This window comes from Escherichia sp. GZ89 (assembly GCF_019366485.1).
In the GTDB taxonomy this organism is placed as follows: domain Bacteria; phylum Pseudomonadota; class Gammaproteobacteria; order Enterobacterales; family Enterobacteriaceae; genus Escherichia; species Escherichia fergusonii.
Genome location: NZ_JAEOHX010000007.1, coordinates 84422 through 105958 on the forward strand (window position 1 = coordinate 84422; position 21537 = coordinate 105958).

Genomic DNA, 21537 nt, shown 5'->3' on the forward strand with positions numbered 1-21537 from the left:
GAGGGAAATTTAATGAGCTTTTTTATTTCTGATGCGGTAGCGGCAACGGGTGCACCGGCACAAGGTAGCCCGATGTCTTTGATTTTGATGCTGGTGGTATTCGGTCTGATTTTCTATTTCATGATCCTGCGTCCACAGCAGAAGCGCACCAAAGAACACAAAAAGCTGATGGACTCCATTGCCAAAGGTGATGAAGTTCTGACGAACGGTGGCCTGGTCGGTCGCGTAACCAAAGTAGCGGAAAACGGCTACATTGCTATCGCGCTGAATGACACCACTGAAGTAGTTATTAAACGTGACTTCGTAGCTGCCGTTCTGCCGAAAGGCACCATGAAGGCGCTGTAATTAAAATTTTTCCCTAAGGGAATTGCCGTGTTAAACCGTTATCCTTTGTGGAAGTACGTCATGCTGATCGTGGTGATTGTCATCGGTCTGCTGTATGCGCTTCCCAACCTGTTTGGTGAGGATCCGGCTGTTCAGATCACTGGCGCGCGCGGAGTCGCCGCCAGTGAGCAAACGCTGATCCAGGTCCAGAAAACGTTACAAGAAGAAAAAATAACTGCTAAGTCTGTGGCACTGGAAGAGGGCGCTATTCTTGCGCGCTTCGACTCCACTGACACCCAACTGCGCGCTCGTGAAGCGTTGCTGGATATTCTGGGTGATAAGTACGTCGTGGCGCTTAACCTTGCTCCGGCAACGCCACGCTGGCTGGCAGCTATTCACGCTGAGCCAATGAAGCTTGGTCTCGATTTGCGTGGCGGCGTTCACTTTCTGATGGAAGTGGATATGGACACCGCGCTTGGCAAACTCCAGGAACAAAATATCGATAGCCTGCGCAGCGACCTGCGCGAAAAGGGCATCCCATACACCACCGTTCGTAAAGATAAAAATTACGCACTGACTATCACTTTCCGTGATAGCAAAGCACGTGATGAAGCTATCTCTTACTTGTCTCCACGCCATCAGGATTTAGTCATCTCCAGTCAGGGCGATAATGCTCTGCGTGCCGTAATGACCGATGCGCGTCTGAGTGAAGCCCGCGAGTATGCGGTGCAGCAGAACATCAATATCCTGCGTAACCGTGTTAACCAACTTGGTGTGGCTGAACCGGTGGTACAACGTCAGGGGGCTGACCGCATCGTTGTAGAACTGCCTGGTATCCAGGACACTGCGCGTGCGAAAGAGATTCTGGGGGCGACGGCAACGCTGGAATTCCGTCTGGTAAACACCAACGTTGATCAGGCCGCTGCTGCGTCTGGCCGCGTACCGGGTGACTCAGAAGTGAAACAGACTCGCGAAGGTCAGCCGGTAGTGCTGTACAAACGCGTGATTCTGACCGGTGACCATATTACCGACTCCACTTCAAGCCAGGACGAATACAACCAGCCGCAGGTTAACATCTCGCTCGATAGCGCAGGTGGTAACATCATGTCTAACTTCACTAAGGACAACATCGGCAAACCGATGGCGACCCTGTTTGTGGAGTACAAAGACAGCGGTAAGAAAGATGCAAACGGTCGTGCGGTTCTGGTGAAACAGGAAGAGGTGATAAACATCGCTAACATCCAGTCTCGTCTGGGTAACAGCTTCCGTATCACTGGTATTAATAACCCGAACGAAGCGCGTCAGCTGTCGCTCCTGCTTCGTGCCGGTGCGTTGATTGCGCCGATTCAGATTGTTGAAGAACGTACCATTGGCCCGACTCTGGGTATGCAGAACATCGAACAGGGGCTGGAAGCGTGTCTGGCTGGCCTGCTAGTTTCTATTCTGTTTATGATCCTCTTCTACAAGAAGTTCGGTCTGATTGCGACCAGTGCTCTGGTTGCTAACTTGATCTTGATTGTCGGCATTATGTCACTGTTGCCTGGTGCAACGCTGAGTATGCCGGGTATCGCAGGTATCGTCTTAACCCTTGCGGTGGCAGTCGATGCGAACGTACTGATCAACGAACGTATCAAAGAAGAGTTGAGCAACGGACGTTCTGTTCAACAGGCAATTGATGAAGGTTATCGCGGTGCATTCAGTTCCATCTTCGATGCGAACATCACCACGCTGATTAAAGTCATCATCCTGTACGCAGTGGGTACCGGGGCAATTAAAGGGTTCGCGATTACTACCGGTATCGGTGTGGCGACGTCGATGTTTACTGCGATTGTCGGTACTCGCGCCATCGTAAACCTGCTATATGGCGGCAAACGCGTCAAGAAGCTGTCAATCTGAGGAGTGCGATGTGGCACAGGAATATACTGTTGAACAACTAAATCATGGCCGTAAAGTCTATGACTTTATGCGCTGGGATTACTGGGCTTTCGGCATCTCCGGCCTTTTGCTGGTGGCGTCCATAATCATCATGGGCGTACGCGGTTTTAACTGGGGGCTGGATTTTACCGGTGGTACGGTTATCGAAATTACGCTCGAAAAACCGGTTGAAATTGACGTCATGCGTGACGCATTGCAGAAAGCGGGTTTTGAAGAGCCACAACTGCAAAACTTTGGCAGCAGCCATGACATCATGGTCCGTATGCCGCCTGCTGAAGGTGAAACCGGCGGTCAGGTGCTGGGTAGTAAGGTCGTTACTGTTATTAACGAAGCAACTGACCAGCACGCAGCAGTGAAGCGTATTGAGTTCGTCGGTCCGAGCGTGGGTGCCGACCTGGCACAAACAGGTGCGATGGCGCTGATGGCCGCGTTGTTATCTATCCTCGTATACGTTGGTTTCCGTTTTGAATGGCGACTGGCGGCAGGGGTGGTTATCGCACTGGCGCACGACGTGATCATTACGCTGGGTATCTTGTCGTTATTCCATATCGAGGTTGACCTGACCATTGTGGCATCACTGATGTCGGTTATCGGTTACTCGCTTAACGACAGTATCGTGGTATGTGACCGTATTCGTGAAAACTTCCGCAAGATCCGTCGCGGTACATCTTACGAAATCTTTAACGTGTCACTGACTCAGACGTTACACCGTACGTTGATCACATCTGGTACAACCTTAATGGTTATCCTGATGCTGTATCTCTTCGGTGGTCCGGTGCTGGAAGGCTTCTCGCTGACCATGCTGATTGGTGTTTCCATCGGTACTGCATCTTCTATCTATGTAGCATCAGCGCTGGCCCTGAAACTGGGTATGAAGCGCGAACATATGTTGCAGCAGAAAGTGGAAAAAGAAGGGGCGGATCAGCCGTCAATTCTGCCTTAATCAAGTTTCAGCTGATGTTGAAAATCCCGGTCAGAAGATCGGGATTTTTTTTGATGTATGGTGATTGCGAAAACCCCCGCATCTTGGGAAACTGCGCGTAACCCTACATTTTATCCAGGTAACTTTTCATGGCTATCATCCCGAAAAACTATGCGCGTTTAGAAAGCGGCTATCGCGAAAAAGCGCTGAAACTCTATCCGTGGGTCTGCGGTCGCTGTTCCCGCGAGTTTGTCTACTCCAACCTGCGTGAACTTACTGTTCACCATATCGATCACGATCATACCAATAACCCGGAAGATGGCAGCAACTGGGAGTTATTGTGCCTTTATTGTCACGATCACGAGCATTCAAAATATACCGAAGCAGATCAGTATGGTACGACGGTTATCGCAGGGGAAGATGCGCAGAAAGATGTCGGTGAAGCGACCTATAATCCGTTCGCTGACCTGAAAGCGATGATGAACAAGAAGAAGTGATAAAAAATGCCGGATATGAAATCCGGCATTCTCACAATCAGAAGTTGTAACCTACCACCAGGTAACCACCCCAACCGGTAGAGCGAACATTAAAGTCGCCTTTACCAAAGTTGAGTTCTGCATCGTCATTCCACTGACCACCGTTATGCCAGTAACGGGCAACGACAGAGTAGTGCCAGTGATCGTAGTTCAGCGCCAGAATATGGCTGGACGCAATAGAGTTATTGGTACGTGTTTTAATACCGTTGTTCACATCACCGCTGTCATCGCCCAGGTCGGAACCCCAGTCGAAGTTGGTGAAGCCGATGTAGCTCAACTGGCCACCCCACAGATCGGTAATCGGCACAAAGTACTTCACTTTGAAACGGTAACCGTCCCACTCGTTTTCGTTCGCTGCGCCGTAGTTCTGCCACTGGTATTTCGCATAGACGTTCATGGACAGGCTCATCGGCAGACCTGTATCGATGTCAGTGCCCAGACCCATATACCAGGTGCTCTGGCGACCATCTTTGTTACGACCCATGTCGTAAATGTAGTTGTTTGCGAAGTACCACTCTTTGAACGGGCCAAAGCTCAGGTCGGTATTAGTCAGTTTGTCGATAGAGAAGCGCGGTTCGATTTCCATAAACAGCGGAGAACCGTGGTTCCAGATACCTTTTGCATCGGTGTTCCCACCAAAGAAGACGGGTGCATCGACATAGCCATAGAAATCAAACCAATCTTTCTTGGCAAATGCTTCATATTCCAGATAGGTATCGTTACGGATCTGCGGTCCAAAGCGAGTATGGTAGCTGCCTACCACGTTAACGCTCTGATGCCACCAGTCGGACAGATACTGGGGCTGGTCGTTTTCCGCTGCGTTTACAGTAAAAGATGTCGAGAGCGCCAGTACTGCACCGGCTGCAAGTAACGTTTTTTTCATGAGTATGCCACTGATTGAAAATCCCTTGCGGGAGTGAAAAAGGCGCAAAACGCGTTTGTTAAAATTTCATATTTCTGCGGTGCCTATTATAGAAATCATTGCTCACAAAAATATGTCATGTTTCACAGTTCTATCATGTGCGTAATCGATTGCGTTCACGTTTGCGCACATTCGGGCGGGGATTGTACTTATTTCCGTGAATGTTTCCACTCTTAACTAAACATTTTGGTGATGTAAGAGGAGTAACAAAAATGGCAGGTTTGGTGTTGTGGGGAGAACAAACTCCCCATCGGAATGCTATGGCGAGACAGGCTGGATATCGTGAATACGAACAAAACCTAACTGATCAGGGGAAATACCGTTCAGTTGCAGAGGGATGTCAACGTCACTGGGAGCAAGAATACTAGCCGGAGCGTTGATCAACTGGTTTTGCACGTTCACTTCCTGAAAATTTTCAGTTGTTCCCTGAATTTGCCCATATTCAAATGTGCCACTGAACGCAGGTAATGGATCACTGGATTCGCCTTGAATACGCAATGTTAATGCTGTGCCGTTAGTAGCAGGTGAAATATTCATCAGTGACATACGGAGAGTGCCAATCTGGCTTTCCAGTCGGGCAGGGGTATTTGACCCCGGCAGCAGATAAACGCCACTCTGTGATTTCGCATTCAGCTTATTTTGCTGGGTGATTTTGATGGTTTCTTCATTCAGTTGCGTCATCTCTTTATTGAGTGTGCTGACGCTGTGCTTCATCTGGCGTACTTCGCTTTGCTGCACGCAGGCGCTAAGGCTAAACAAGCTTCCCAGCAGGAGCAGTCGTAAACAAACTTTGGTGTTCATGGGGTGTCCCTTTCTCATCGCAATTAGCGTAATGGTAGAGCGTAAAAGCAGCAAAAACATCGATCCTTTGTCTCAAAAGCGTTGCGCCTTTGTTGTATCGCCAGTTCAGGGTAAAATAGATTTCTGTTAACCACCTGGTCAGGACGCCGTATGCATTGCCCATTCTGTTTCGCCGTGGACACTAAGGTGATTGACTCTCGTCTCGTGGGCGAGGGCTCATCCGTACGCCGCCGTCGGCAGTGTCTGGTGTGTAATGAACGTTTCACCACCTTTGAAGTGGCGGAACTGGTTATGCCACGTGTTGTAAAAAGCAACGACGTGCGTGAACCGTTTAATGAAGAGAAATTACGTAGCGGAATGCTGCGAGCGCTGGAAAAACGTCCGGTAAGTTCCGATGACGTCGAAATGGCGATCAGCCATATTAAATCGCAGCTGCGTGCCACCGGAGAACGCGAAGTACCCAGCAAAATGATCGGCAATCTGGTAATGGAGCAATTGAAAAAGCTCGATAAAGTCGCCTATATCCGTTTTGCTTCCGTTTATCGCAGTTTTGAAGATATCAAAGAATTTGGCGAAGAGATCGCGCGCCTGGAGGATTAAACCGTGCAGGACGAGTATTACATGGCGCGGGCGCTTAAGCTGGCGCAGCGGGGGCGTTTTACCACTCATCCGAACCCGAATGTTGGGTGTGTCATTGTGAAAGATGGCGAAATCGTCGGTGAAGGTTACCATCACCGTGCTGGTGAACCACACGCCGAAGTACATGCGCTGCGTATGGCTGGAGAGAAAGCCAAAGGAGCGACTGCGTATGTGACACTCGAACCTTGCAGCCATCACGGCCGTACGCCGCCTTGCTGTGATGCATTAATTGCCGCAGGTGTGGCTCGCGTGGTTGCCTCGATGCAAGATCCTAACCCACAGGTAGCCGGGCGAGGGCTATATCGCCTGCAACAAGCGGGTATTGACGTCAGCCACGGCCTGATGATGAGTGAAGCCGAGCAATTGAATAAAGGCTTTCTCAAACGCATGCGTACCGGCTTTCCTTATATCCAGTTGAAACTTGGCGCATCGCTTGATGGTCGCACGGCGATGGCGAGCGGTGAGAGCCAGTGGATCACTTCACCTCAGGCGCGGCGTGATGTACAACGTCTGCGCGCGCAAAGTCATGCCATTTTAACCAGTAGCGCTACGGTACTGGCGGACGATCCGGCCTTAACGGTGCGTTGGTCTGAACTGGATGAACAAACTCAGGCCCTTTATCCGCAACAAAATCTACGCCAGCCGGTACGTATTGTCATTGATAGCCAAAATCGCGTGACGCCTGAACATCGCATCGTGCAGCAGCCTGGCGAAACCTGGTTTGCGCGTACACAGGAAGATTCTCGAGAATGGCCGGAGACAGTGCGTAGTTTGCTCATCCCAGAACATAACGGACATCTGGATTTGGTGCTGCTCATGATGCAGCTGGGTAAACAGCAGATTAACAGCATATGGGTTGAAGCGGGGCCAACACTGGCAGGGGCACTACTACAGGCAGGTTTAGTCGATGAGCTGATTGTCTATATCGCGCCTAAACTATTAGGCAGCGACGCTCGTGGATTATGTACGCTGCCAGGGCTTGAGAAATTAGCTGATGCGCCCCATTTTAAATTCAATGAGATACGTCATGTAGGCCCGGATGTTTGCCTGCATTTAGTGGGTGCATGATCTCCCGGCTCGAAAGGGAAGCAGCGCACAAAATATTATGCTAAAATCCGCCCCCCTGCGGGGCTATATCGAACCCGAAGGAAAAAAATGAACATTATTGAAGCTAACGTTGCTACCCCGGACGCTCGCGTCGCCATCACCATTGCGCGTTTCAACAACTTTATCAATGACAGCCTGCTGGAAGGTGCAATTGACGCACTGAAACGTATCGGGCAGGTAAAAGATGAAAACATTACCGTTGTTTGGGTGCCTGGTGCTTATGAGCTGCCGCTGGCGGCAGGTGCACTGGCAAAAACCGGTAAATATGACGCGGTGATCGCGCTCGGTACGGTTATTCGTGGTGGTACAGCCCACTTTGAATACGTGGCTGGTGGTGCAAGCAACGGCCTGGCACACGTTGCCCAGGACAGTGAAATTCCGGTTGCTTTTGGGGTGCTGACCACTGAAAGCATTGAACAAGCGATTGAACGTGCTGGCACCAAAGCTGGCAACAAAGGTGCAGAAGCTGCACTGACCGCGCTTGAAATGATTAATGTATTGAAAGCCATTAAGGCCTGAAATTAGTAAGGGGAAATCCGTGAAACCTGCTGCTCGTCGCCGCGCTCGTGAGTGTGCCGTCCAGGCACTCTACTCCTGGCAGTTGTCCAGGAACGACATCGCTGATGTTGAATACCAGTTCCTGGCAGAACAGGATGTAAAAGATGTTGACGTCCTGTACTTCCGTGAGCTGCTGGCTGGGGTGGCGACTAACACCGCATACCTCGACGGACTGATGAAGCCGTATCTGTCCCGCCTGCTTGAAGAACTGGGGCAGGTTGAGAAGGCGGTACTGCGCATCGCGCTGTTCGAGCTGTCAAAACGCAGCGATGTACCGTACAAAGTTGCGATTAACGAAGCGATCGAACTGGCAAAAACGTTCGGTGCGGAAGACAGCCATAAGTTCGTCAATGGCGTACTTGATAAAGCAGCACCTGTGATTCGCCCTAACAAAAAGTGATATCCAGGCCGGTAGAGTAGCGGAAAATTTATCCGTACTCCCCGGCCTTTTCTTTTTTACCTGCTGAGGCATAACGTATGGCATGTGGCGAGTTCTCCCTGATTGCCCGTTATTTTGACCGTGTAAGAAGCTCTCGTCTTGATGTCGAGTTGGGCATTGGCGACGATTGCGCTCTTCTCAATATCCCCGAGAAACAGACCCTGGCAATCAGCACTGATACGCTGGTCGCGGGTAACCACTTCCTTGCAGATATCGATCCGGCCGATCTGGCATATAAAGCATTAGCTGTAAACCTAAGTGATCTGGCGGCGATGGGCGCAGATCCAGCCTGGCTGACGCTGGCATTGACACTACCGGAAGTTGACGAAGCGTGGCTGGAGGCATTTAGTGATAGCCTGTTTGATCAGCTGAATTATTATGATATGCAGCTGATTGGTGGCGATACCACACGTGGTCCGCTGTCTATGACGCTGGGTATTCACGGTTATGTGCCGATGGGGCGTGCGTTGACTCGTTCTGGCGCAAAGCCAGGTGACTGGATCTATGTGACGGGAACACCGGGTGATAGCGCCGCCGGGCTGGCGATTTTACAAAATCGCTTAACTCTCTCTGACGCGCAAGATGCTAACTATCTGTTACAACGCCATTTACGTCCTACTCCACGCATTTTACACGGGCAGGCGTTACGCGATCTGGCAAGTGCGGCAATCGATCTTTCTGATGGTCTGATTTCTGACTTAGGCCATATTGTTAATGCCAGTGGCTGCGGAGCATGTATCGATGTTCAGGCTCTTCCATTGTCTGAAGCGATGATGCGTCATGTTGATCCTGAACAGGCGTTACGCTGGGCCATTTCGGGGGGTGAAGATTACGAATTATGTTTCACCGTACCAGAACTGAATCGTGGCGCACTGGATGTTGCACTGGCAAATTTGGGTGCACCATTTACCTGTATCGGGCAGATGAGCGCAGATGTGGAAGGCGTCAATTTTACCCGTGACGGCGAACCTGTCACGTTTGACTGGAAAGGATATGACCATTTTGCCACGCCATAAAGATGTCGCGAAAAGTCGCCTGAAGATGAGTAATCCGTGGCATCTGCTTGCTGTCGGATTCGGAAGTGGATTAAGCCCGATTGTTCCTGGTACGATGGGATCGCTGGCGGCGATCCCTTTCTGGTATCTGATGACCTTTTTGCCCTGGCAGCTCTATTCACTGGTAGTCATGCTGGGGATCTGTATTGGCGTCTATCTTTGTCATCAGACCGCAAAAGATATGGGTGTGCACGATCACGGCAGCATTGTCTGGGACGAATTTATCGGCATGTGGATCACGCTCATGGCATTGCCGACCAATGACTGGCAGTGGGTCGCCGCCGGGTTTGTGATTTTCCGTATTCTGGATATGTGGAAACCGTGGCCGATCCGCTGGTTTGATCGCAATGTGCATGGCGGCATGGGGATCATGATAGATGATATCGTCGCCGGGGTGATTTCCGCAGGCATCCTGTACTTTATTGGTCATCACTGGCCGCTGGGTATTCTGTCGTAGCTGTGCACCGATGCCTGATGTGACGCTTGTCACGTCTCATCAGGCCTGGATTCCTATTTAAATCCTACGACCGGATGCGGTTTATACGGCGTTTCCAGTTCAGCAATCTGTTCCGGCTTCAAGGTGATATCCACCGCGTTCAGCAATTCATCAAGTTGTTCTTCCCGCGATGTACCGATAATTGGTGCTGCAATGCCAGGTTTGCTCAACAACCATGCCAGCGCGACTTGTGCTCGCGTTGCCCCCAGTTCTTCACTGACGCCTGTTAACCGTTCTGCGATCTGCGCGTCATTTTCATCGCTTTCTTGGTAGAGATTTTTCCCCACTTCATCCGACACCAGCCGCGCGGTGGTTTCTCCCCACGGACGCGTCAGACGTCCCCGCGCCAGCGGACTCCACGGAATCACCGCCACGCCTTCCTGATAACACAGCGGCAGCATCTCTCGTTCTTCTTCGCGATAAATCAGATTGTAGTGATCCTGCATACTGACAAACTGCGCCCAGCCGTGCTGTTTTTGCAGTTCCAGCGCCTGAGCAAACTGCGAGGCGTGCATGGATGACGCGCCGATATAACGCGCTTTCCCTGCTTTTACCACGTCGTTCAGGGCTTCCAGCGTCTCTTCGATCGGCGTGTTGTAATCCCAGCGATGAATTTGCAGGATATCGACATAATCCATACCGAGACGTCGTAGGCTGTCGTCAATTGAGCGCAAAATTTGCGCACGGGATAATCCTTCCGGCAAATCACCAACGCGATGGAACACTTTAGTTGCAACGACCACGTCTTCACGACGGGCAAAGTCCCGCAGTGCACGACCGACGATCTCTTCGCTGCTGCCGTCAGAATAACTATTGGCGGTATCAAAGAAATTTATGCCGCCTTCCAGCGCGCGTTTAATGATGGGACGGCTGCTCTCTTCGGGCAGTGTCCATGCGTGATTACCGCGATCCGGCTCACCAAAGGTCATACAGCCGAGGCAAAGTCGGGAAATGCGAAGGTCGGTTTTTCCTAAGTGGTTGTATTGCATGCTGCCACTCCTGCCATGAATAATTTCTTAAGCATAGCAGGAGTGGAGTAGGGATTATGCCAGCCAGGCTTTGATTTTGGCTTCCATACCGGCGGCATCGAGGCCGAGTTCGGCGCGCATTTCTTCCTGCGTTCCTTGTGGAATAAAGAAGTCCGGCAGGCCAATATTCAGCACGGGTACTGGTTTACGATGGGCCATCAGCACTTCGTTCACGCCGCTGCCTGCGCCGCCCATAATGGCGTTTTCTTCAATGGTGATCAGCGCCTCGTGGCTGGCAGCCATTTCCAGAATTAACGCTTCATCAAGCGGCTTCACAAAACGCATATCGACCAGCGTAGCGTTCAGCGATTCTGCGACTTTAGCTGCTTCCGGCATCAGCGTACCAAAGTTGAGGATCGCCAGTTTCTCGCCACGACGCTTCACAATGCCTTTGCCAATCGGGAGCTTTTCCAGCGGCGTCAGTTCTACGCCTACAGCGTTGCCGCGAGGGTAGCGCACCGCTGATGGGCCATCGTTATAGTGATAGCCGGTATAGAGCATCTGGCGACATTCGTTTTCATCGCTCGGGGTCATAATGACCATTTCCGGAATGCAGCGTAGGTAAGAGAGATCAAACGCGCCCTGATGGGTTTGACCGTCAGCACCGACAATACCCGCACGGTCAATGGCGAACAGAACCGGGAGCTTTTGAATCGCCACGTCATGCAGCACCTGATCATAGGCACGTTGCAGGAAAGTGGAATAAATTGCCACGATCGGTTTGTAACCACCAATCGCCAGACCGGCGGCAAAGGTCACCGCGTGTTGCTCGGCAATCGCTACATCAAAATAGCGATCCGGGAATTTACGTGAAAACTCGACCATGCCTGAACCTTCGCGCATCGCCGGGGTAATCGCCATCAGCTTGTTGTCTTTTGCTGCGGTTTCGCACAACCAGTCGCCAAAAATTTTTGAATAGCTTGGCAGGCCGCCGCTGCTTTTCGGCAGGCAACCGCTGGAGGGGTCAAATTTAGGTACGGCGTGGAAGGTGATTGGATCTTTTTCTGCCGGTTCGTAACCACGACCTTTTTTGGTCATGATATGCAGGAACTGCGGGCCTTTCAGGTCGCGCATGTTCTTAAGCGTGGTAATAAGCCCCAGCACATCGTGACCGTCAACCGGGCCGATGTAGTTAAAGCCCAGCTCTTCAAACAGCGTGCCTGGTACTACCATGCCTTTAATATGTTCTTCGGTACGTTTGAGCAGCTCTTTAATGGGCGGAACGCCGGAGAATACTTTTTTCCCGCCTTCGCGCAGTGAAGAGTAAAGCTTACCGGAAAGCAGCTGCGCCAGATGGTTGTTGAGCGCGCCAACATTTTCGGAAATCGACATTTCATTATCGTTGAGAACCACCAGCATATCGGGACGGATATCGCCCGCGTGGTTCATCGCTTCAAACGCCATGCCTGCGGTAATCGCGCCATCGCCAATGACACAGACGGTGCGGCGATTTTTGCCTTCTTTCTCGGCAGCAACTGCGATCCCAATTCCGGCACTGATGGAGGTTGATGAATGCCCGACGCTTAATACGTCATATTCACTTTCGCCGCGCCATGGGAACGGGTGCAGTCCGCCTTTCTGACGGATGGTGCCTATTTTGTCACGGCGTCCGGTCAAAATTTTATGCGGATAAGCCTGATGCCCCACATCCCAAATCAGTTGGTCAAACGGGGTGTTATAGACGTAGTGCAGCGCCACGGTCAGTTCGACCGTGCCCAGCCCGGAGGCGAAGTGCCCGCTGGAACGGCTCACGCTGTCGAGTAAATAGCGGCGCAGTTCGTCGCAGAGTTTCGGTAAACTCTCTTTTGGCAACAGTCGTAACTCCTGGGTGGAGTCGACCAGTGCCAGGGTCGGGTATTTGGCAATATCAAAACTCATCAGGGGCCTATTAATACTTATTGTTTATTTATTACGCTGGATGATGTAGTCCGCTAGCGCTTCCAGTGCCGAGGTATCGAGTGACTGTTCAGCCAGTTGTTTCAGCGACTGGCGGGCATCGTCGATCAGATCCTGGGCTTTCTTCCGGGCTTGCTCAAGACCCAGAAGTGCAGGGTAGGTACTTTTACCAAGTTGCTGGTCGGCACCCTGGCGTTTACCCAACGTTGCAGTATCTCCCACCACATCCAGGATGTCATCCTGAACCTGGAAGGCAAGGCCGATGCTCTCTGCGTACTTGTCGAGTACTGGCAGAGCACGACGTCCTTTATCTCCGGCGCTTAATGCACCAAGACGAACGGCGGCGCGAATCAATGCGCCGGTTTTATGGCGATGAATACGCTCGAGTGCATCCAGAGGTACGTGTTTGCCTTCCGCATCTAAATCTAATGCCTGACCACCGCACATTCCGCCAATACCGCTGGCGCTCGCCAGTTCAGAAATCATCGAAATTCTGTCGCGATCCGACACTTCCGGCATATCGGCATCACTTAAAATCGAGAACGCCAGCGTTTGTAAAGCGTCGCCAGCGAGAATCGCGTTTGCTTCGCCAAACTTCACATGGCAGGTCGGCAAACCGCGACGCAGATCGTCATCATCCATTGCCGGTAAATCATCATGAATTAATGAATACGCGTGGATACACTCCACGGCGGCAGCGGGTGCGTCCAGCGTGTTTGTGCTAACGCCGAATATATGGCCGGTGGCATAAACCAGGAACGGTCGCAGGCGCTTACCACCTAATAATGCGCCATACTGCATGGTTTCGACCACGGGAGTGTTCTGAAAGGGCAGTGGGGCAATAAAACGGCTCAGCGCCTGGTTGGCCTGCTTAACGCAGGCTTCGAGTTGCTGCGGAAAGTCCATTACTCATTGTCCGGTGTAAAAGGAGTTAAAGAGGCGTCTTCATTGTCAGACAGCAGAATTTGTACGCGCTGTTCGGCTTGTTGTAATTTGGCCTGCCCCTGACGTGCCAGCTGCACGCCACGTTCGAACTCGTTCAGCGCCTCTTCCAGCGGCAGGTCGCCACTTTCCAGACGGGTTACAATCTGTTCCAGCTCGCTCAGCGCCTTTTCAAAGCTGGCGGGCGCCTCATTTTTCTTCGGCATAATGAATGTCTGACTCTCAATATTTTTCGCCCCGTCATGGTAACGGACTCAGGGCAAATAGCAAATAACGCGCAATGGTAAGGTGATGTGCGCAGCAAAGCGATGTTAGTGGTATACTTCCGCGCCTGGATGCAGCCGCAGGTGTGGGCTGCTGTATTTTTCCCTATACAAGTCGCTTAAGACTTGCCAACGAACCATTGCCGCCATGAAGTTTATCATTAAATTGTTCCCGGAAATCACCATCAAAAGCCAATCTGTGCGCTTGCGCTTTATAAAAATCCTTACCGGGAACATTCGTAACGTTTTAAAGCACTATGATGAGACGCTCGCTGTCGTCCGTCACTGGGATAACATCGAAGTTCGCGCAAAAGATGAAAACCAGCGTCTGGCTATTCGCGACGCCCTGACCCGTATTCCGGGTATCCACCATATTCTCGAAGTCGAAGACGTGCCGTTTACCGACATGCACGATATTTTCGAGAAAGCGTTGGTTCAGTATCGCGATCAGCTGGAAGGTAAAACCTTCTGCGTACGCGTGAAGCGCCGTGGTAAACATGAGTTTAGCTCGATTGATGTGGAACGTTACGTCGGCGGCGGTTTAAATCAGCATATTGAATCCGCGCGAGTGAAGCTGACCAATCCGGATGTGACTGTCCATCTGGAAGTTGAAGACGATCGTCTCCTGCTGATTAAAGGTCGTTACGAAGGTATTGGCGGATTTCCAATCGGCACCCAGGAAGATGTGCTGTCGCTTATTTCCGGTGGTTTCGACTCCGGTGTTTCCAGTTATATGTTGATGCGTCGCGGCTGCCGCGTGCATTACTGCTTCTTTAACCTCGGCGGCGCGGCGCATGAAATCGGCGTGCGTCAGGTGGCGCATTATCTGTGGAACCGCTTTGGCAGCTCCCACCGCGTGCGTTTTGTCGCTATTAATTTCGAGCCGGTCGTCGGGGAAATTCTCGAGAAAATCGACGACGGTCAGATGGGCGTTATCCTCAAACGTATGATGGTGCGTGCCGCGTCTAAAGTGGCTGAACGTTACGGCGTACAGGCGCTGGTCACCGGCGAAGCGCTCGGCCAGGTGTCCAGCCAGACGCTGACCAACCTGCGCCTGATTGATAACGTCTCCGATACGCTGATCCTGCGTCCGCTGATCTCTTACGACAAAGAGCACATCATCAACCTGGCCCGCCAGATTGGCACCGAAGATTTTGCCCGCACCATGCCGGAATACTGCGGCGTGATCTCCAAAAGCCCAACTGTGAAAGCGGTTAAATCGAAGATTGAAGCGGAAGAAGAGAAGTTCGACTTCAGCATTCTCGATAAAGTGGTTGAGGAAGCGAATAACGTTGATATCCGCGAAATCGCTCAGCAGACCGAGCAGGAAGTGGTGGAAGTGGAAACCGTCAACGGCTTCGGCCCGAACGACGTGATCCTCGATATCCGTTCTGTTGATGAACAAGAAGATAAGCCGCTGAGAGTTGAAGGTATCGACGTGGTTTCTCTGCCGTTCTATAAACTGAGCACCAAATTTGGCGATCTCGACCAGAACAAAACCTGGCTGTTGTGGTGTGAGCGCGGGGTGATGAGCCGCCTGCAGGCGCTCTATCTACGCGAGCAGGGCTTTAACAATGTGAAGGTGTATCGTCCGTAATTTGTGGTTTTTACGTCGCATCTGGTCAGATGCGACGTTTGCCGCATCCGACACTACTCGTAATAATTATAAATCCCTGCCGCCATCACCAGTTGTGATGCCACCTCATGGGCTTTTTCACGCCCAACCAACAGGTCGATAATTTTCAGACCAAAATCAATAGCCGTACCTGGCCCCTGACTGGTCAGCAATTTTACCCGAGCATCCCAGACGACGCGCTTGTCCTGCCATTGTTCAGCGGGAATTTTGTCTTTCAACGTCGGGAAGCCGGTCATATTGCCAATCGGGAAGATATCGTGCGGGACCAGCACGGTGGCTGGTGCGGCGCAAATAGCCGCGACAATACGCCCGGAACGGTGGAACTGTTTAACGGTTTCAACCAGCAGGGTGCTATCACGAAAACACTCCGCGCCTTTAATGCCACCAGGCAGCACGATCACGTCATATTCGCCATCAGCTACTTCGACCAGCGGCGCATCCGCCAGCAGCTTCACGCCGCGTGAGCAGGTAATCGCAAGATTACCATCGCTGGCGACGCTGGCAGTGGTGACGTTGATTCCGCCGCGAACCAAGAGGTCGATAGTGGTGACGGCTTCAGTCTCTTCACTACCAGGGGCGAGGCAAACCAGTGCCGATGCGCTCATATTCACTCTCCTTTCTTTTTACCATTTCAAACAGGCGGGTGTTTTCCGGTACGGCAATCCCATGCGCGCGAGCGCGGCGTAAGAGAAAACCATTGATATAGTCGATTTCAGTGTGGCGCAGCGCGCGGATATCCTGCAACATCGACGAAATGTTTTCCGCCGTTGCATCAATCACCTGCATAACATAATCACGCAAATCTTCCGCTGAAGTATGATGCCCTTCGCGTTCGATCACCGCCGCGACTTCTTCGCATATCTGCATAATTTCTTGCGGATGATGACGTAATTCACCATTCGGGCAATTCCAGATGGCGGTCAGCGGATTAATCACACAGTTGACTGCCAGCTTGCGCCACAGCTCGGCGCGAATATTGTTATGCCACGCGACGTCAGGTAACACGGTTTGCAAAATATCCGCCAGATAACTGTAATCGCCATCCTGTTGCCGTGCCGGGCCAATATGCGTGATACCGTTTGCCACATGAATAATGACATTGCCGTCGCGGCGGGCGGCATGAGTGGTGGTTCCCATCAGTAATGGCTGCTGAATGTTTTGCAACTCTTCGATGGTGCCCATGCCGTTGTGAATTAACAGTATTGGCGTGGTTACAGGCAGTGTGGACGCGAGGCTTTTGACGGCATCGGAAACCTGCCATGCTTTCAGCGTCACCAGGAGCAGATCGCTGGTGGCGAGAAAATCGGGATCGTTGGCGGTCAGAGACTCATTAAATATCGAACCGTCGGTCTCAACCAGATTCACGCTACAATAAGGTTGCGGTACGCGCAGCCAGCCCTGAACGTCGTGACCCTGTTTGCAAAGTGCTGTAAGCCATAATTGCCCTAAGGCACCGCATCCCAATACGGTAATTTTCATTGTTCCTCCTCACCCGCAACCACTCCGGGTGTTCAATAAGGCTATCCCTTAATTGTGCATGCTGTTGCGACTATGCACAATTAAGGGATACGTCCTGGTGCAGGACTGTCGGTTATTTAACTTTGCAGGTATTATGCTTCGCATCAAAAATGAAGGGAGAGGAAAAGATGCCATCTTTCGATATTGTCTCTGAAGTTGATCTTCAGGAAGCACGTAACGCGGTCGATAACGCGAGCCGCGAAGTGGAGTCCCGTTTTGACTTCCGTAACGTTGAAGCCTCATTTGAGCTGAACGACGCCAGCAAAACCATCAAAGTGTTGAGCGAGTCTGATTTCCAGGTCAATCAGTTGTTGGATATTCTGCGTGCCAAGCTACTGAAGCGCGGCATTGAAGGCAGTTCGCTGGATGTACCGGAAAATATCGTTCATAGCGGTAAAACCTGGTTTGTGGAAGCGAAACTGAAACAGGGCATTGAAAGCGCGACCCAGAAGAAAATCGTCAAGATGATCAAAGACAGCAAACTGAAAGTGCAGGCGCAAATTCAGGGCGATGAGATCCGTGTGACGGGCAAATCTCGTGATGATTTGCAGGCTGTCATGGCGATGGTACGTGGTGGCGATCTGGGTCAGCCGTTCCAGTTCAAAAACTTCCGCGATTAATCGCGACAACCTGCGCTTTGTTCATGTCAGATGCGGCATGAACGCCTGATTCGGCCTACAAAGGTTTGTCACTCAGGAACTTTGTAGGCCTGATATGCGTAGCGCAGCAGGCAATTCGCCTCTTTTTTTATGCCTGACGAATTGCCTGTTCAACCTCAAAGCGATTCGTCACTTTGCTGTCGATTTTCACATAAGCTGAATGTTCTTCTTCTGCAATCAACACTTCTTTGACACCCGCGGTTTCCAGCAAACGCACTTTTAACGCCTCGTTTGCGGTAATGTCCGCCGGGATTTCAATGCGCAAACTGCTGACATACGGCGGTTCTTTCATGGTACTGGCGACTGCCAGCCACACTGCGGCCAGCATTGCGCCAGCGAGAAATACGCCCTGACCGTCAAACATGCCGTCAATCCAGCCACCCAGCGAACCGCCAATGGCCACACCAAGAAACTGGCTGGTGGAGTAAACGCCCATCGCCGTGCCTTTGTAACCGGCTGGCGACTCTTTACTGATAAGCGAGGGGAGGAGGGCTTCCATCAAATTAAACGCCACAAAGAAAAGCTGCACGCCGAGCACCAGTTGCCAGAACTGCGTTTGTGCGTTCCACAACACAATTTCCGCAACGACGATCAGCCCGACGCAGAAGACAAAGACTTGCTTCATTTTGCGCTTAACTTCAGCGTAGATAATGAAAGGCACAACCGAGCCAAAGGCGATTAACATCGTCGCCAGATAGACCTTCCAGTGTTCAGCCGCCGGGAACCCCGCATCAGCCAACTGTCCGGGCAGGGCAACAAACGTCGACATCAGCAGCATGTGCAGACACATAATGCCGAAGTTGAGTTTCAGCAGCCGTGGTTCTGCCAGCACTTTGCTGAAACTGCCTTTCACCATTCCGGACTCACGATTAAGTACGTGCGTGCTGCTGTTGGGCACCACCCAAATGGTCAACGCAATGCCGGTTGTTGCCAGAATAGCGATCATCCAGAACAGCGCATGCAGCCCAAGTTTGTGAGTGATGATTGGGCCAAGCACCATCGCAATGGCGAAGGTAATACCAAAACTCACGCCGATAAACGCCATCGCTTTGGTACGGTTTTGTTCGCGCGTGAGATCAGAAAGTAGCGCCATAACGGCAGCGGCAATCGCTCCAGAACCTTGTAACGCCCGGCCCAGAATAATTCCCCAGATTGAGTCGGAAAGCGCAGCGATAACGCTACCGGCAGCAAACACCGCCAGCCCGCCGACAATTAATGGTTTGCGACCAATACGGTCTGAGAGCAGGCCAAACGGAATCTGAAAAACGGCCTGAGTCAGGCCATAAATACCAATGGCAATACCGATTAATGCTTCGCTGGCACCTTGCAGAGCCATGCCGTACGTGGTCAGAACCGGCAGAACCATAAACATGCCCAGCATGCGCAATGAAAATACGGTTCCTAAACCCCAGGTCGCGCGCCGCTCACCTGGCGTCATTTTATAATCGTTCATTACCACCTCTGTTTTAAATTCGCGACTAGTTTAGTGCGCGAGGCAGGCGGGGTAAACAGAGCGATAATTAACAAATATTAATTCGATTAATGATTTGTGCGCTAAAGCCAGTAATCTGACTTTAGCGCTCAAGATTTGCTGTATGGAGTATTTCAGGAAGGTTCTCTAAGCACTGAAGCGACAGGTGTTGACTCGTGAGTACTCGATGAAGCAAACATACCTTTTGCTGATATCGCCACCACGGTAATTGCAGCCGGGATCCCCAAAAGCAGGAACACCGCTTCGAAACTCAACTCCATTGCCATCATCTCCGCCCCGGCAAAGGCGCTGAGGATGGCACCAATTCGCCCGATACCATGCATCCAACTGGAGCCTGTCGCCCGCGCTTGTGTAGGATAAAAACGTGCCGACATTGCGTTCATCCCGGTGTTGGCACCATTCAGACAAGCCCCGCAGATGAAGGCAAGCAGACAAAGAAGTGTAAAGCTGGTGGAAAAATAGCCCATCGACATGGTGATAAGCCCCCCAACGCCGTAAATAACACCCAGCGCCCGATGGGGATTAATCTTATCCATAAGCCAACCGGCAAACAGCGAACCTATCGTACCGCCTGCCTGATAAAGGGCTGTCATCACTGCAGCCTGACTTACAGTCATTCCCACCTCTTTTACCAGCGTTGGTAACCAGCTACCAAGTATATAGACCAGAAACAGTCCCATAAAATAGACCAGCCAAAGCATCAGGGAGCCAAAGCGATATTGCGGTGAAAGCACAATCCGCATGGCACTTTTATCCAGCGGTTGTGTAGGCAAAATAAACTCGACGTTATCGGCAATTTTCCCCGGGTATAGACGCTGTAAGATCATGCGAATGCGAACAGGTGGCGCGCGTTTGATAACCAGAAATCTTACTGATTCCGGCAGGAGCCAAATCAGAACCGGAGCAAACAGGACGGGTAAAATACCGCCAAGAGCCATCAGCGAGTGCCAGCCAAATTGTGGGATTAGCCATGAAGCGGCAAAACCACCAGCTGCTGCACCAAAAGTAAAACCGCAGAAAATAATCGTAATAATAAAAGAGCGCTTACGTTCAGGGGCATATTCTGAGACCAGTGTACTCATATTAGGCATTGCAGCGCCAAGCCCCAATCCGGTCATAAAACGAAAGAAAATCATCTGCTCAATATTTTGTGAAAAGGCGGTTGCTACGGTCCAGATACCAAAAAAGAACACGCTATTAATGATGATTTTTTTGCGTCCCAGCCAGTCGGCGAGCGGTCCGGAAAACATGGCACCCAATGCCAGCCCAATCAGAGCGGCGCTAATGACAAATCCAAGTTCATGATTAGATGCCCCCCATTCCTGCTTAAGTACCGGGGCGATAAATCCCATAATCGCAATATCAAAGCCATCCAGTGCGATCACAACAAAGCCTAATAAGATCACCAGCTTTTGGTAGCGGCTAAGAGGATTGCGATTGATTAATTCTCGTACGTCGAGCAAATTTGATTGTGCCATCATCTTCCCCTTATACCGACGGATACAGGTAAGCCTGTGCTGCGTTAAACAGTAATTGGGCGCGCTTTTCGGCGGGTAATGCCCCCTGTTTCCCGCTGAGCGGAACTTCAACGGATACCGGGAGATCGGCTGGTAATGCGGCCATCAGGCCGTGCAAATTCAGCCCTCCTTCACCTGGGATCTGGCGTGCTGTACGCGCCTGACGAATAATTTCTTTTTCGTTATGTGGGTTTTGTGCCGGGGCATCACACAGTTGCATATAGTTGAGATGATTTTTCGGCAAATGGCGCAAGTCCGCCAGTGACTCTTCTGCTCGCCAGAAGTGAATGGCATCGACCAGGATACCAATATCCTTTTGCCCGCTGGCAGAGATGAGTGTCTGTGCGTCAGCAATATTACGCAGTGTGGTCCATGGCATAGGTTCGAGATTCATAACCAGCCCCCAGTCTTTACCGGCTTCTGCCAGTTGCGCGAGATTATCAGCACTGCGTGACACGTTTTCGTCATTTCCGGCAACCAGAACATGGCGTGCGCCGAGGCGTGCCGCAGTTTCCATAAACGTCATCATTCGCTTATCAAGTGTAAAATCGGGACCTAAGCGGATAATTTCGACATCGGTAACACCAATGCCTGTATCACGTAGTGCGGCGAGGGTTTCACGAACTTGTGGTGTGTCACCCAGCATGTTGTAGTCAGGATCATCAGGAGTAGCGGGAATCAGCCGGATACCGACATCGGTAAAGCCAGTTTGAGCGGCAATTCGTACTTGCTCCGCAGGCGGTACATCCAACAAGGTTAAGGCGGCAATAGACAGGGTACGTGTGTTCATAAATGACTCCAGTACAGTTGCAGGTGAATTGTTGTTATGTGTGCTGCCTTCCCTGGGAAATT

23 protein-coding genes are annotated in these 21537 nt (G+C 51.4%); 12 read left to right on the forward strand and 11 right to left on the reverse strand.

What is annotated here, in order from left to right; translation table 11 throughout:
• Positions 1-12: 12 nt before the first annotated feature.
• The 4 genes from yajC (at position 13) to yajD (ending at position 3678) form a co-directional block, all read left to right on the forward strand.
• Complete coding sequence (gene yajC, locus K0335_RS12945) at positions 13-345, forward strand: preprotein translocase subunit YajC (RefSeq protein WP_000007629.1); 333 nt, start codon at positions 13-15, stop codon at positions 343-345.
• Between the two features lie 27 nt (positions 346-372).
• The gene (gene secD, locus K0335_RS12950; protein ID WP_000934815.1) at positions 373-2220 is read left to right on the forward strand and encodes a protein translocase subunit SecD; all 1848 of its coding nucleotides are present in this window, start codon (positions 373-375) and stop codon (positions 2218-2220) included.
• A gap of 10 nt (positions 2221-2230) precedes the next feature.
• Positions 2231-3202: a protein translocase subunit SecF gene (gene secF, locus K0335_RS12955; RefSeq protein WP_000046650.1), complete on the forward strand. Its 972-nt coding sequence runs from the start codon at positions 2231-2233 to the stop codon at positions 3200-3202.
• Positions 3203-3330: 128 nt separating this feature from the next.
• Positions 3331-3678 (forward strand): HNH nuclease YajD, encoded by a 348-nt coding sequence (gene yajD, locus K0335_RS12960; RefSeq protein WP_000974824.1) that lies wholly within the window; start codon positions 3331-3333, stop codon positions 3676-3678.
• Between the two features lie 37 nt (positions 3679-3715).
• Here yajD and tsx read toward each other — a convergent pair whose 3' ends face one another.
• On the reverse strand, positions 3716-4600 hold the full coding sequence (gene tsx / locus K0335_RS12965; protein WP_219393855.1) for a nucleoside-specific channel-forming protein Tsx: 885 nt from the start codon (positions 4598-4600) through the stop codon (positions 3716-3718).
• Between the two features lie 297 nt (positions 4601-4897).
• Positions 4898-5440 carry a DUF3251 domain-containing protein gene (locus K0335_RS12970; RefSeq protein ID WP_001093511.1) on the reverse strand — a complete coding sequence of 181 codons (543 nt, stop codon included), beginning with the start codon at positions 5438-5440 and terminating at the stop codon, positions 4898-4900.
• Between the two features lie 150 nt (positions 5441-5590).
• Here K0335_RS12970 and nrdR point away from each other — a divergent pair, with 150 nt between their 5' ends.
• The 6 genes from nrdR to pgpA all read left to right on the forward strand — a co-directional run bounded on the left by nrdR (position 5591) and on the right by pgpA (position 9695).
• Positions 5591-6040 (forward strand): transcriptional regulator NrdR, encoded by a 450-nt coding sequence (gene nrdR / locus K0335_RS12975; RefSeq protein ID WP_000543537.1) that lies wholly within the window; start codon positions 5591-5593, stop codon positions 6038-6040.
• A gap of 3 nt (positions 6041-6043) precedes the next feature.
• Positions 6044-7147 carry a bifunctional diaminohydroxyphosphoribosylaminopyrimidine deaminase/5-amino-6-(5-phosphoribosylamino)uracil reductase RibD gene (ribD, locus tag K0335_RS12980; RefSeq protein ID WP_001150416.1) on the forward strand — a complete coding sequence of 368 codons (1104 nt, stop codon included), beginning with the start codon at positions 6044-6046 and terminating at the stop codon, positions 7145-7147.
• An 87-nt stretch (positions 7148-7234) separates the two neighbouring features.
• Positions 7235-7705: a 6,7-dimethyl-8-ribityllumazine synthase gene (ribE, locus tag K0335_RS12985; RefSeq protein ID WP_001021161.1), complete on the forward strand. Its 471-nt coding sequence runs from the start codon at positions 7235-7237 to the stop codon at positions 7703-7705.
• 19 nt (positions 7706-7724) lie between these two features.
• Positions 7725-8144 (forward strand): transcription antitermination factor NusB, encoded by a 420-nt coding sequence (nusB, locus tag K0335_RS12990; RefSeq protein WP_000801130.1) that lies wholly within the window; start codon positions 7725-7727, stop codon positions 8142-8144.
• Positions 8145-8221: 77 nt separating this feature from the next.
• Positions 8222-9199 (forward strand): thiamine-phosphate kinase, encoded by a 978-nt coding sequence (gene thiL, locus K0335_RS12995; protein ID WP_000742084.1) that lies wholly within the window; start codon positions 8222-8224, stop codon positions 9197-9199.
• Positions 9177-9695: a phosphatidylglycerophosphatase A gene (gene pgpA, locus K0335_RS13000; protein ID WP_000154044.1), complete on the forward strand. Its 519-nt coding sequence runs from the start codon at positions 9177-9179 to the stop codon at positions 9693-9695. The genes thiL and pgpA overlap by 23 nt, the downstream gene beginning before the upstream one ends.
• A 53-nt stretch (positions 9696-9748) precedes the next feature.
• Here the strand turns inward: pgpA and yajO are convergent, their stop codons facing one another.
• From yajO to xseB, 4 genes are read right to left on the reverse strand one after another with little or no spacing between them, the layout of a single operon-like run.
• A complete protein-coding gene (gene yajO / locus K0335_RS13005; protein WP_104919316.1) occupies positions 9749-10723 on the reverse strand; it encodes a 1-deoxyxylulose-5-phosphate synthase YajO in 975 nt (324 codons plus the stop codon).
• 54 nt (positions 10724-10777) lie between these two features.
• Positions 10778-12640, reverse strand: a complete 1863-nt coding sequence (gene dxs, locus K0335_RS13010; protein ID WP_000006812.1) for a 1-deoxy-D-xylulose-5-phosphate synthase — start codon at positions 12638-12640, stop codon at positions 10778-10780.
• Between the two features lie 24 nt (positions 12641-12664).
• The gene (ispA, locus tag K0335_RS13015; protein ID WP_104919317.1) at positions 12665-13564 is read right to left on the reverse strand and encodes a (2E,6E)-farnesyl diphosphate synthase; all 900 of its coding nucleotides are present in this window, start codon (positions 13562-13564) and stop codon (positions 12665-12667) included.
• On the reverse strand, positions 13564-13806 hold the full coding sequence (gene xseB / locus K0335_RS13020; protein WP_001124935.1) for an exodeoxyribonuclease VII small subunit: 243 nt from the start codon (positions 13804-13806) through the stop codon (positions 13564-13566). Before xseB ends, ispA begins: the two co-directional genes overlap by 1 nt.
• A gap of 205 nt (positions 13807-14011) precedes the next feature.
• Here xseB and thiI point away from each other — a divergent pair, with 205 nt between their 5' ends.
• The gene (thiI, locus tag K0335_RS13025; protein ID WP_000668696.1) at positions 14012-15460 is read left to right on the forward strand and encodes a tRNA uracil 4-sulfurtransferase ThiI; all 1449 of its coding nucleotides are present in this window, start codon (positions 14012-14014) and stop codon (positions 15458-15460) included.
• Between the two features lie 53 nt (positions 15461-15513).
• On the opposite strand, the gene yajL is transcribed toward thiI, so the two are convergent.
• Together yajL and panE are read right to left on the reverse strand one after the other, a co-directional pair.
• Complete coding sequence (gene yajL, locus K0335_RS13030; RefSeq protein WP_001276329.1) at positions 15514-16104, reverse strand: protein deglycase YajL; 591 nt, start codon at positions 16102-16104, stop codon at positions 15514-15516.
• Positions 16067-16978, reverse strand: coding sequence for a 2-dehydropantoate 2-reductase (gene panE / locus K0335_RS13035; protein WP_000705836.1), 912 nt, complete (start codon positions 16976-16978; stop codon positions 16067-16069). Before panE ends, yajL begins: the two co-directional genes overlap by 38 nt.
• Positions 16979-17145: 167 nt before the next feature.
• On the opposite strand from panE, the gene yajQ reads away from it, so the two are divergent.
• The gene (gene yajQ / locus K0335_RS13040; RefSeq protein ID WP_001138904.1) at positions 17146-17637 is read left to right on the forward strand and encodes a nucleotide binding protein YajQ; all 492 of its coding nucleotides are present in this window, start codon (positions 17146-17148) and stop codon (positions 17635-17637) included.
• A gap of 127 nt (positions 17638-17764) precedes the next feature.
• Here yajQ and K0335_RS13045 read toward each other — a convergent pair whose 3' ends face one another.
• The 3 genes from K0335_RS13045 to K0335_RS13055 all read right to left on the reverse strand — a co-directional run bounded on the left by K0335_RS13045 (position 17765) and on the right by K0335_RS13055 (position 21475).
• On the reverse strand, positions 17765-19129 hold the full coding sequence (locus tag K0335_RS13045; RefSeq protein ID WP_104919318.1) for an MFS transporter: 1365 nt from the start codon (positions 19127-19129) through the stop codon (positions 17765-17767).
• Between the two features lie 152 nt (positions 19130-19281).
• Complete coding sequence (locus K0335_RS13050) at positions 19282-20646, reverse strand: aromatic acid/H+ symport family MFS transporter (protein WP_104919319.1); 1365 nt, start codon at positions 20644-20646, stop codon at positions 19282-19284.
• Positions 20647-20656: 10 nt separating this feature from the next.
• Positions 20657-21475, reverse strand: a complete 819-nt coding sequence (locus K0335_RS13055; RefSeq protein ID WP_104919320.1) for a sugar phosphate isomerase/epimerase — start codon at positions 21473-21475, stop codon at positions 20657-20659.
• Between the last annotated feature and the right edge of the window lie 62 nt (positions 21476-21537).